The sequence below is a fragment of the Desulfocastanea catecholica genome, from assembly GCF_054657295.1.
Genome location: NZ_BAAHYZ010000010.1, coordinates 165,634 through 176,501, shown reverse-complemented (window position 1 = coordinate 176,501; position 10,868 = coordinate 165,634). Strand labels below are relative to the sequence as shown.

Here is a 10,868-nt window from a genome sequence, read left to right as displayed (position 1 = left end):
AAATTACGCCGGTTACGGTGACCCACACGACGACTCCTAGACAAACGACAAAAATCGTCACACCTTCCAACCGATTGATATCCAAGGTCATCTTCATGAGATTCCTTGATCTGACACATCTGAAATCAGATTATTTTTTAACACAATGCTGCAAAGTGTTTTCTTTTCAGCAACCAGGCATCAAGCAAAGCAGAGAAAGTCCTCCGGCAGCCACCACCAGAAATTCCATGTCGCATGGGCTGATATCAAGCTTGGCGGGAGAATACCAACTCATAGCCAAAATTCTACAAGATTTGGTTTGAATCCTCCAACCAAAACTGGGAGAAGTTATCTTAGCAGATGTTTAGCATACAAAGTTGGTTCTCACTGTTTCTTTTATAAGAAACGGTAATTAAAATAAATTTGTGTCTATGTTTTTTTCTATTTTCGCCCTTGGAACTTTATTCCGCTGGGTAGAAATGTAAGAGCTCAGTAAATTTGAACATGACGAGTTTGTACTCTCTCCAGCTTCATGAAATTAAGTCAGAGCCCACGACGTCAGCTGATCTTTAAATTTGTCACAAAATTAACAACGTTCGTTGCCTTTCCGCTACCCAGAATTATTATATACTTTTAAAATTCGTTCCAAAAACGAAGAAAATTTACTACCCAGCTGGTGTTTTTCTGAGTGTAGCCATCAGTAATTACCTCAACGCCGAGCAGAACCCATGGAAAAATATCTAACGGTTAAACAGGCAATAAAGAAGAAATTTCCAATAATAAAGCAGGAAGAAAGCCTGAAGGCAGCGATCGATCTCATGGCTGAGTCGAATGTTTCGGTGTTGGTCGTCAAAGCTGAGGAACTGCTCATTGGCATTCTCACCGTCTCCGATGTCATGCATGGGCTTGCAAACAATTATGATCTCGAGCAGACAAAAATCTCATCCTTTATGACGGAATGCAATGTCGATGGCAAGGATACAAACGGCAAATCATGTATCCAGCTTGACGAAGATCAGGATCTCATGTCTGCGATCAAGGTCATGTACTCGGGCGGTATAAATCACTTGCTCATCACCGGCGTAAACAATGAACCACTTGGAGTCGTCTCAAACCTTGATCTGATTAAGCTGATGGCCTCCCGTCAACCCCCAAAATGATATCCTGGACTGACAGGTCTGTCAAAGGCAGATTATCAGCCTGGACCGGCGTTTATGGATCTTGAGCTGTTTGACGGGTATGTTGACTCAAACTTTATCTGCTTCCCATACGAGACGCAGCGAACCGGGGCTTATGCCTGCGGTGGTGTTCGCAAAGTCACTGTTATGGATTAAACCATTGACGATGCAACCGGCGCAGCATTGACAGCGATTCAATCCATCGAATCTGCTGATCATGGTATTGCTGTTCACCCGAGATCCGGCGATCAGTCTTTATAACAGTCCTTTTTCCAGCGCTGCACCCAATGCAAACGCTGTACAAAGGAATACCCCTTCGGTGCGTTGGATGACGATGACAAAGGCATGCCAAAACCAAACTACACCAGGTGTCGCAGATGCGGAGTCTGTGTGGGTGCCTGTCCCGAGCGCAGCATCGGTTTCAAGAATTACAACCTTGACATAATCGGCTCGATGATCAAATCCATTGATGTACACCCGACGATGATGAGGATAAACTGCGATTTATTGAGTTAATTTGCGAAAACGATGCCTATCCAACTCTTGATACGGCGGGTATGCGTAAGTACGGTTTGAACAACCGTGTAAGAGTTATTCCTCTGCGGAGTCTAGGTCCTGTCAACATGGTATGGATTAGGGATACTTTATCTTCGGGTATGGACGGTGTTCTTTTGCTGGGGTGCAAGTTCGGCGACGGCTACCAGTGCCACTTTGTCAAAGGTAGTGAACTTGCCGATAAACGTATGCGAACATCGGAGAGACTTTGGGCAGCCTAGGCCTGGAACCTGAGCGGGTAGCTGCGCGGGAGGTAAGCATTGATGACTATCATAAAATCCCGCAAATCATTAATGAATTCGTTGAGAAAATCGTCGAACTTGGCCCAAACCGCTTTAAAGGATTCTAAAAAAATCTTTTATTGTTGTAGACAACCGTTCAGCAAACCGACTGTTTGCCGAACGGTACCGAAGCACGACAGGCTATTATTATAAAGGAGAATATCATGTCTGAGAAAGTTGTAATTGATGAAGAAGAATGTATTGGCTGTGAAGCGTGTGTGGAATGTTGTCCCTCAGTATTTGCCTTTGATGACGATAAAGTGAAAGCTTATGTTCTTGACGATGCAGATGCTGGAGAAGATTGTGTCGATGAGGCGATAGCTTCATGTCCAGCACAGTGTATTTCTAAAGAATGACAAAATTTACCGCCTCTATTGAGGAGGGATTTTTAGGTGATGGCAAATATGCTGTAGACTAAGGTGTATAAAAGAGCGAGAAACAGGATGTTGAAAAGCAGTGTCCGGCTTCCTGTTTCTTCTCTTCATTGATTGCTGAATCGACAAATGATTGCCAAGAAACTATTGTCATAGGTGACTTTACTGGAGGTCGACATGAGCTTTGACCCGGATATTGAATTTATCTAATCTCTGAAAGAGACAGGAGGTGACACATTGAAGAAGTGTTATCAATGTGCCTCCTGTTCTGGTGCTTGTCCACTTTCATCAGATCAGCATCCTTTCCCCAGAAAGGAAATGATTTGGGCACAATGGGGAATGAAAGAGCGACTTTTCGATGATCCGGAAGTTTTTTTATGCCATCAATGCGGGGATTGCACCGAAATATGTCCGCGCGGCGCAAAACCTGCCGAAGTTCTCGGTGCGATTCGCGCCTATTTGTACACGTTATATGGCTGGCCGGCTTGGCTTGCGCGGCTGGCAGCCGACATCAAGAACCTGCCGATTTTGCTCGGTGGCCCTGCAATTATCATTTTAGTTATATGGCTTTTGTCAGGTGCCACGCATATTCCATCTACTGATGTGTTTGCTCGTAACGGCTACACCCAGTTTTTCGGACACTGGGATTTTAAATGGTATCTGAAAAATGCTTTCTTCATAGTGTCGATTATAGTGCCTGCTGCAGGTTTAGCTGTATATTCAGTTTTTAGAGGCATCCGTACAATGTGGCAGCGAATGAGCAAAAGAGCCAATCTACAAATAGAATACAGACCTTCTTTTTTAATGTTTTTCACTGAATTTCTCTGGCCCTCCCTCGTTGAAACCATGAAACACAACCGGTTTCGTGAGTGCACAGCTAACACTGACCGAGTCAAGGGACATCTGCCGCTGGTTCTAGGCTTTATTGGTGCCTTTATTCTCACGTGCTGGTCGGCGTTCCGACAAGATCTTATGGGCCTTATCTGGCCTTCTTTTCATGGCCCGCTGCCACTGACGGACCCTTTCAAAACTCTAGCAAATATTTCGGCAATCGCTTTACTGTATGGTGTCTGGGTTCTCTGGAGAAATCGTTTGAAACTTGAGCAAAGAGGCAAAGCAAGCAGGACATTTTATGACTGGTTTCTTATTTGGGAAATAGTCGCCGTGGGAATCACCGGTCTCGGCGCAGAATTGCTGCGCCGACGTTTTAATTCCGGGTCGGTTGCCCGGCCGAGATATTCCAGGGCCGCTCGTGCTGCGCCGACACCAAAGCTGCCAATGATCGGCCGAGTTCGAGCAAAGGTTTTCATCGCCAGGGCAAACCCTTTACCGGGAAGTGCCAGGATATTTTCCTTAAGCACGCGGACATTTTTGAAATTGATTCCCACCGTGTTAGAACAGCGCTGGCCCATTTTGGGGATAGCGCGTCCAATTGAGACTCCCGGCCATTTGGTTTCCACAGAAATGCACAAATCCCTTTGTTTCGACTTTTTGGGTCGATTGTGGCAAAGACTGAGAGATAGTCAGCAACACCCCCGTTGGTAACCCAGTATTTAGTGCCGTTAAGAATATAGTCTTCGCCATCAGCTTTGGCCAAGCAGCGAATACCTGCCACGTTCGAGCCCATTGTTGGTTCAGAAGTGGCAAAAGCGGCCAGCTTAAAGTCTTTGGCGATTGCAGTGAGATATTTATTCTTTGCGACGATATTATCAGAGAGCAGGATCGGTTCCATGCCAAGCGAACTGTCGAAAATCGATGTTGCGAGACCCGGACAAGCCGCGGCTATTTCTTCGGTAATCAAAGCTGAATCCACCAAGCTCAACCCCTGCCCACCAAACTCTTTTGGAATATCACTGCCTATCATCCCAGCATCAAAAGCCTTGCGCAACACCTGCATGGGGAGTTCATCTTGCTCGTCATGATACCATGCAACCGTCAAGATGTGTAGGGACCGCTTTGTCGCTGCTTTAACTCAACAGGCTGGCACACTGCCATTCTCCTTATAATTCCAAGGCAGCCAGCGGTGCAGATGAGCAAAGAGGTCGGCGCTGTTTCTCTGCAGTGCGGTCAGGTACTCAAATGGGTTAATGTTGCCGAGAAAACAGGTGTGGATGAGGCTCATGAACAGGTCGCCGATATATGCCCCATGCTTGGTTTTGAAAAAAAGAGAGTTTTTTCGATGTATAATTGACATCTTGAGAGCCCGTTCACAGACGTTATTGTCCAACGGCGCCTTTTCAACCCGGAGAAAGAGCGTCAACGCCGACCAATGGTCGAGCATATAGTTGATCGCCTTTCCCAGACTGGAATTAGGTTCGACCTTCTTCTCGGCAAACTGCCGTTCCAGCCATTGGTGCAGATTTTTCATCAACGGGCCGCTGTTGTCCTGATGAAAACGCAAGCGCTGCTCAGGCGTCATGCCTTGCGTGGCGGCAATTGCGTCAAAATGGTAGACCTTCCCCAATGTTTCGACGAAGTATTGACATTCATCGGGAAAGTGGTCGGCCACCTCGACAAAATTGCGGCGGCCGTGTGTGAGACAATTTGCCAGCAGGATCTGGAACTCTTCGGAGGTATTGCGCGACAAGGCATCACACATCTGGATAGGTGGATCAAGACCGTGTTGCCGCTTGTCCAGAATGGCCGCCAGGTTTTCGCCGGCGTGTTTGCTGCCGGTGCAGAATATGGCGATCTTGCGACCGTTGAAGATCGAGAGGATGCCAAGTTTTGTCCTGTTTTCAATTCAAGTTAACAGTCTAGAAGTGTCAAGTAAGATCGAAGAGTTTGGTTATTGAAATGATATATGGAAAGGTTAATGTCCACTTGTGCCGTACCACCTTTATGGGTATATCAGCCTTTCTTGTTAAGCAAAACCGTCAATTTGTCGGGATAGATTTCATGAGGCTTTTTTCAATCCGCGGCATAATTTGCGACAACAAGTCATCCCGTTGCAGATACGGACATGGCCTGCCATAGGGAAAATCGCGACACTGCTGCGGCCGCCATTGATGAATCGAGCAGCGTTTGCTTAACCTATCGTCACGGAGGAAGATACAGGATCCGTCCGGTTTCACTTTAAAGGTGTTTTTACCTTCCAGAAATCGTTTCCTCACCTCGCCATCGGTCAACTGAAAATGCCGGGCCAGCCGATTGATATCGATGGCGGTCAGATACAGGGTCGACCCCTCCTGGCGATAACAGCAAATCCCTGGGCAGTAATTGCAAAATACCAGGTTCATAGACTGTTCTTCCATTTTTTATATCTCGTCTATTATCTCTGTGGTCAGGTCAAAGGTTGATCTGTATGGGTATCAGGCATGCAGGTTACCGGCATCTTTTTTCAAGCCCCAAAATCAGCGCACCGAGAGTTTGTTGAAATTTCGGCACCAGGGTCGTTGGAGGAACGGATGTAAATCGTGTTCCTATCGAGTAATAGAACCCGGATTAATGACCGAAAGCAAGTATGATCTCGTTTAGATTCGCGAGGAAGAAGCTGAAGATCAAAAAATATACATAAGGTTTGGCAACCTCATAGTAACCGTATAGCATGCACCTTATGATGTTTCCCGAAATAGCAACAGCTGTTCAATACATGATCTTCTTTCTCTTTATCTCTTTTATACGCACGTACAACTTCTTCATCGGTACCAACAATTGAAACGAAATAACCCGTGCCGAAAAAATCATACCAGCACAATTCTTCTTTTGACCCATATGGGTCCGCGCTATGTTTACTTGCATTCCCATTTCGAGTGGCTTAAGCTTTGCGTGTTGTTCATGAAGCCTCCTCCTCGTGACTTTGATCGGTTCACAGGACAGTGAGGCTTAATGATTTTTCAGGAACTGTCAAACTTTTATTGTCCCCCGGCAAAGCCTCGGGTTTACATAGAAGAAATTATGGTGGCCAACAACACCTCGCTTTTTATAATGATATACAGAAAGAATTAGTGTTAGGCAAAGTAAAAGATTCCGCACGTTCGTTATGCGAAGGAGGCAGTATGAACAACGCAGCCACCAATGAGAGATGCACCGTTGACACTAAAACGCCATCCATTCTTGACAGGTTGTCCCAAAAGATGATTTTCAGGTTGCTCGGTGCCATGCATTTTGGGCAAATTGTTGTAAAGGACGGTGAAAACCGGTGGACCTTTGGCTCAGACGAGACTCTCACCGCTTATGTAACCATTCGTGATCCGAGTTTTTATCGCCAGGTAGTCTTCGGCGGATCTATTGGCGCAGGAGAAGCGTATATCGGTCATCTCTGGGATGTTGACGATCTCACAGTACTGTCGAGGATAATGGTGCTGAACATGGACTTGCTGGATCGCATGGAACGTGGTCTGGGTTGGATTCTCCAGATTTTTCGCCTGCTAGGCCATGTCACCCGACACAATTCTCGAAAAGGATCCAAACGAAATATTATAGCCCATTATGACCTTGGCAATACGCTGTACAAGTCGTTTCTCGACCCGACCATGATGTATTCGGCTGCGATCTATCCAAAGGAGTCAAGCAGTCTTGAAGAAGCATCCTTTCATAAACTTGAAACCATTTGTAAAAAACTCGACCTGAAACCAACCGACCGGGTGATCGAAATAGGCAGTGGCTGGGGCGGTTTTGCCATTCATGCTGCCCGCAATTACGGCTGCCATGTTACGACAACCACCATTTCCGAGGCTCAATATGTAGAGGCAAAAAGCCGCATTTTGGCAGCTGGTCTTGCTGATCGTATTACCCTTTTGAGAAGCGACTACCGTGATTTACAAGGCAGTTTTGACAAGCTGGTGAGCATCGAGATGGTCGAGGCAGTAGGGCGAAAATACTTACCGACCTTTTTTAAAAAATGCGGAGATCTGCTTGGTGATAACGGCATGATGCTGCTTCAGGCGATCACCATACGTGACAAAAAATATGACCAATATTCCCGGTCAGTTGATTTCATTCAGCACCATATCTTCCCCGGCGGCCACATTCTGTCGGTCAGCAAAATGCTCACTCTCATTACATCGAAGACCGATATGGTCGTTCGCCATCTCGAAGACTTTGGGCTTGATTATGCAAGGACTCTGCGCGACTGGAGAAAACGTTTCAACGAGGCTTTTCCCTCCCTGAGGGAACAGGGCTACGACGAGCGTTTCAGAAGACTCTGGGAGTATTATCTCTGCTACTGCGAAGGAGGCTTTCAGGAGCAGTCAATCAGCGTCGTACACATTCTGGCAAACCGTCCGAAAAACACCATTGATGGGGTGAGCGAGTGAATCCATTCATTAATATCGGGATTAACCAGGCAATCTGGTTTCTGTGCGTCCTCGGGGGCCATGCCGGGGCACTTTTTGCCCTGCCCTTCCTGGTTCTGAACATTCTTCTATCTTCGAACCGGCGTGCTGACCTGCAGATGATTGCCCTGCTACTGCCAATAGGTGTGCTCATAGACTCCATTCTTCAGGGCATCGGTTTCTTCAGTTTCACATGGACAGGCTTTCCCATCCCCTTCTGGTTAGCAGTGATCTGGGCAGCCCTGGCCTTCCTGCCACATCACAGTCTGGCGTGGATGAAAAAGCGACGACTGGTCTCAGCGCTCTTTGGCGCGCTCGGCGGACCTCTTGCCTATTGGGCTGGAGGTCGACTTGGAGCTGCCACCTTTCACTGGCCACTTTTTTCTTCATTGGCACTTCTTGCAGTAATTTGGGCCCTTTTATGGACAGGGACTATGGCTTTTGCCCAATGGCAAACGCTCCATACTGCTGACGATATTCAAACATCGGATTGACCCATGGCCTGATTGTTGAAATGAAACCCTGCGGGTTATACTCTCACTCAGTAAAGCTTTGCCGGATCTCTTCCAAACGCCGGCGATTCTTGCCCAGATCCGAATATCCCAATCGCGAGGCGGAGCGAACCTGAATAAGCCGCTGCTCAGCATCCATCAAAAATTCTCCGTCATCGACAAACAGGAGAGTATGGAACTCAACCCGCAGATAGCCTGGACGTTCTTCAATAATGGTGGTATCTCCCCGACCATCAAGTACCTGCTTTAAGCGGACAAAGGCCATTTCAGGTGTATCTTCGAAAACCAGCGGGGTTATTCGGTGTGCCTCGTCCTCAGCCTGGCTCAATACACAATTTGGAGAACGGGGGCAGGCGGCCAGTCGACCATCGGATACTCCCGGATGATTTGCGCTTTTCCCGGCGCAAGCCGAGAGAAATGTAGTGAAAATGCTCATAAAAATGATCCTTCGCAGATAGTGTTTCATTGTCTACAATCCATTATTCATGGTCTTCATCAATCGAATAACCGCCAACTCTTTTGCTTTTGCTTCAATATCGACGGTCATGATACGCTCCCGCCAACAGGCGGGAATATCATCTGGATTTACATAATCGGCATGAGGTTTGGGATTCCCTTCCCCCCAGCCGGTCTTCGGTGACGACAGGTGGCAATATTGCTCCCTCCCTTGGCGCTGCCATGTTGCCGCGGCGAGCTGAGTCGCCTCCTCTACTGACAAACCATCCGGTTTGCAGCGATGGTGATGAACATCATAGACCAGGGGAATGGCCAGTTTGTCACATACCGGCAGCAGGTCGGATACGGTATAGCTTACATCGTCATTTTCCAGGGTCAAGCGGCTGCGCACATTCTCCGGCAAATCGGCAAAAACTTGGCTAAAACGCTGCAGAGCTGATAATTTATCGCCATAGACCCCGCCGGCATGTAGATTAATGACACCCGCTCCTACTGCCTCCGCCAACCATGCCTGATACTCCAATTCCCGGATGGAACTGGCAACAACCCGAGGATGAGGTGAGGAGAGGACAACAAACTGATCAGGGTGGAAGCTGAGGCGAATGTCATGCTGCTGCGCAAAAGATCGAACGACGCCGAGCAGGTTGCCAATTTTTTCTCCATCGGGGAGATCATCAAGGCTGTAACCAACTTCGGGATGGGTCATCCGTGGAAACAGCGGCGACATGACACGAAATGCCCCGATGCCAAGGCGATGGACTGTGTGCACTGCCTGAACGAGGCTTTGGCTATTGGCATAGCAGAGTCCGGACAACTTTTTCAGCTGTTCACCGCGCGGCATGGAGGAAAGTGCCCTGGCGGTGGTTATCCGAAAGGCAATTTTCTCATCTTTAAAGTGGCAGCACAGACCAAAGCGCATAGGGTCCCTTTCTTCACAAGCCATGTTATGATCCGTTATTGCAGATATATCCTATCCTGATACCATAAGTCGGATTGTTTTTTTTCACGAGTATTCTGTTCGGTTTGTCACAGCGCGATTGAATATTAACCATAAGTCGACCCAAGTTCATGAAGAGCGACCAGTTGACCCCTCTTGGGTAATGATTATCAAAGAATAAAGGTTTTTGCCTTACCATTACTTTGGAATTCCTTTTTGGAAAAGTGATTTTGACAACTTTTATGAGTCAGACAAAGACGATGTTCAAAACAAAGCCTAAAAACTCAAAAGGAAAAGACGCTGCATTCGCGACCCATACCCCCGATCACCAACAATGCGGCGGTCCCAGTCAACCCATTGCCTCAGTTCATTTTATGAAATCTTTTACTGTAATCGCATTACTCACCCTTCTCAGCTCTTGCGTTTCTTCCCAACACGGTAGCCAACCACCACCCTTGCAGACCGTTTCCCATGTCGATCTTCATCGCTATGTCGGCCTGTGGTACGAGATCGGCCGTTACCCAAACAGTTTCCAAAAGGACTGCAAGGACAGTACCGCCATGTATACCGTTCGCCCTGACGGTAAGATAGATGTAGTAAACAGTTGCCGGGACGAACAGGATGGCAGTTTGCGCGAGGCCAAGGGACGTGCCTGGGTGGTCGACAAAGACAGCAATGCCCGACTCAAAGTTTCTTTTTTCTGGCCATTCCGCGGAGATTACTGGATTATCGGCCTCGGCCGGGACTATGAATACGCAGTTGTTGGAACCCCGAACAGGCGATATCTCTGGATACTCAGCCGCACCCCGGAAATGCACCCTGATATTTTAGAAAAAATAGTTCAGAACGTGGAGAAGCAGGGCTTTGTTCGAAGCAATATTATCTTCCATAACAAGGGTAACTTATTATGAGCATGATTTTTTGGGTGAAACTCTACCTTCTGACCATTCCGGTATTCTTTGCCATTGACATGATCTGGCTGGGCTATGCCGCACGAAATTTTTACAAGACGCAACTTCACCACCTGCTCAGCCCTGAAGTGAACTGGCCGGCGGCCTTTCTTTTCTACTTCGTCTATATCGTCGGCATTATCTTTTTTGCGGTGCGACCGGGGCTTGAGGCCGGGTCTCTGGCCAGGACCTGTCTGCTTGGAGCACTTTTCGGCTTTTTCACATATGCCACCTATGATCTCACCAATCTGGCAACCCTGCGCAACTGGCCGATTGCCGTGGTCCTCGTTGACATTGCCTGGGGGACACTGCTCTGCACTCTGGTTGGTGGAGGTTCATACCTGATAGGTGTCTGGCTTCAGTAGCAAAA

The 10,868-nt window shown here is 47.5% G+C and carries 12 protein-coding genes and 2 pseudogenes; 9 read left to right on the top strand and 5 right to left on the bottom strand.

Annotation, left to right across the window (positions count from 1 at the left end; translation table 11 throughout):
• The 5 genes and pseudogenes from ACYQ8U_RS11400 to ACYQ8U_RS11380 all read left to right on the top strand — a co-directional run.
• Positions 1-302, top strand: a 302-nt coding sequence (locus ACYQ8U_RS11400; protein ID WP_459945666.1) for a hypothetical protein, incomplete at its 5' end; no start/stop codon positions are given.
• Between the two features lie 405 nt (positions 303-707).
• Positions 708-1,139: a CBS domain-containing protein gene (locus tag ACYQ8U_RS11395; protein ID WP_459945665.1), complete on the top strand. Its 432-nt coding sequence runs from the start codon at positions 708-710 to the stop codon at positions 1,137-1,139.
• A gap of 33 nt (positions 1,140-1,172) precedes the next feature.
• Positions 1,173-2,061: pseudogene (locus ACYQ8U_RS11390) on the top strand (hydrogenase iron-sulfur subunit); the annotation flags it as partial.
• 96 nt (positions 2,062-2,157) lie between these two features.
• Positions 2,158-2,349: a ferredoxin gene (locus tag ACYQ8U_RS11385; protein ID WP_459945664.1), complete on the top strand. Its 192-nt coding sequence runs from the start codon at positions 2,158-2,160 to the stop codon at positions 2,347-2,349.
• Positions 2,350-2,604: 255 nt separating this feature from the next.
• Positions 2,605-3,507, top strand: a pseudogene (locus tag ACYQ8U_RS11380) (4Fe-4S dicluster domain-containing protein); the annotation flags it as partial.
• A 166-nt stretch (positions 3,508-3,673) separates the two neighbouring features.
• Here ACYQ8U_RS11380 and ACYQ8U_RS11375 read toward each other — a convergent pair.
• From ACYQ8U_RS11375 to ACYQ8U_RS11365, 3 genes are all read right to left on the bottom strand, one after another.
• Entirely contained in the window at positions 3,674-4,264 is a 591-nt protein-coding gene (locus ACYQ8U_RS11375; protein WP_459945663.1) for an acyl-CoA dehydrogenase family protein, read from the bottom strand.
• Positions 4,265-4,339: 75 nt separating this feature from the next.
• On the bottom strand, positions 4,340-5,005 hold the full coding sequence (locus ACYQ8U_RS11370) for an IS66 family transposase (RefSeq protein WP_459945671.1): 666 nt from the start codon (positions 5,003-5,005) through the stop codon (positions 4,340-4,342).
• Between the two features lie 238 nt (positions 5,006-5,243).
• A complete protein-coding gene (locus tag ACYQ8U_RS11365) occupies positions 5,244-5,606 on the bottom strand; it encodes a YkgJ family cysteine cluster protein (protein WP_459945662.1) in 363 nt (120 codons plus the stop codon).
• A 759-nt stretch (positions 5,607-6,365) separates the two neighbouring features.
• On the opposite strand from ACYQ8U_RS11365, the gene ACYQ8U_RS11360 reads away from it, so the two are divergent.
• Both ACYQ8U_RS11360 and ACYQ8U_RS11355 read left to right on the top strand, forming a co-directional pair.
• Positions 6,366-7,625: a class I SAM-dependent methyltransferase gene (locus ACYQ8U_RS11360; RefSeq protein ID WP_459945661.1), complete on the top strand. Its 1,260-nt coding sequence runs from the start codon at positions 6,366-6,368 to the stop codon at positions 7,623-7,625.
• Positions 7,622-8,137: a DUF2878 domain-containing protein gene (locus tag ACYQ8U_RS11355; protein ID WP_459945660.1), complete on the top strand. Its 516-nt coding sequence runs from the start codon at positions 7,622-7,624 to the stop codon at positions 8,135-8,137. The genes ACYQ8U_RS11360 and ACYQ8U_RS11355 overlap by 4 nt, the downstream gene beginning before the upstream one ends.
• Positions 8,138-8,180: 43 nt before the next feature.
• On the opposite strand, the gene ACYQ8U_RS11350 is transcribed toward ACYQ8U_RS11355, so the two are convergent.
• On the bottom strand, positions 8,181-8,591 hold the full coding sequence (locus ACYQ8U_RS11350) for a DUF1499 domain-containing protein (protein WP_459945659.1): 411 nt from the start codon (positions 8,589-8,591) through the stop codon (positions 8,181-8,183).
• Between the two features lie 33 nt (positions 8,592-8,624).
• Complete coding sequence (gene uvsE, locus ACYQ8U_RS11345; protein WP_459945658.1) at positions 8,625-9,554, bottom strand: UV DNA damage repair endonuclease UvsE; 930 nt, start codon at positions 9,552-9,554, stop codon at positions 8,625-8,627.
• 368 nt (positions 9,555-9,922) lie between these two features.
• Here uvsE and ACYQ8U_RS11340 point away from each other — a divergent pair, with 368 nt between their 5' ends.
• Positions 9,923-10,459, top strand: a complete 537-nt coding sequence (locus ACYQ8U_RS11340) for a lipocalin family protein (protein ID WP_459945657.1) — start codon at positions 9,923-9,925, stop codon at positions 10,457-10,459.
• Positions 10,456-10,863, top strand: coding sequence for a DUF2177 family protein (locus ACYQ8U_RS11335; protein ID WP_459945656.1), 408 nt, complete (start codon positions 10,456-10,458; stop codon positions 10,861-10,863). Before ACYQ8U_RS11340 ends, ACYQ8U_RS11335 begins: the two co-directional genes overlap by 4 nt.
• Positions 10,864-10,868: the final 5 nt, after the last annotated feature.

Coding starts and splice junctions, on each gene's coding strand:
- ACYQ8U_RS11395 (WP_459945665.1), top strand. CDS start 708: ATGGAAAAATATCTAACGGTTAAACAGGCAATAAAGAAGAAATTTCCA.
- ACYQ8U_RS11385 (WP_459945664.1), top strand. CDS start 2,158: ATGTCTGAGAAAGTTGTAATTGATGAAGAAGAATGTATTGGCTGTGAA.
- ACYQ8U_RS11375 (WP_459945663.1), bottom strand. CDS start 4,264: ATGCAGGTGTTGCGCAAGGCTTTTGATGCTGGGATGATAGGCAGTGAT.
- ACYQ8U_RS11365 (WP_459945662.1), bottom strand. CDS start 5,606: ATGAACCTGGTATTTTGCAATTACTGCCCAGGGATTTGCTGTTATCGC.
- ACYQ8U_RS11360 (WP_459945661.1), top strand. CDS start 6,366: ATGAACAACGCAGCCACCAATGAGAGATGCACCGTTGACACTAAAACG.
- ACYQ8U_RS11350 (WP_459945659.1), bottom strand. CDS start 8,591: ATGAGCATTTTCACTACATTTCTCTCGGCTTGCGCCGGGAAAAGCGCA.
- uvsE (WP_459945658.1), bottom strand. CDS start 9,554: ATGGCTTGTGAAGAAAGGGACCCTATGCGCTTTGGTCTGTGCTGCCAC.
- ACYQ8U_RS11340 (WP_459945657.1), top strand. CDS start 9,923: ATGAAATCTTTTACTGTAATCGCATTACTCACCCTTCTCAGCTCTTGC.
- ACYQ8U_RS11335 (WP_459945656.1), top strand. CDS start 10,456: ATGAGCATGATTTTTTGGGTGAAACTCTACCTTCTGACCATTCCGGTA.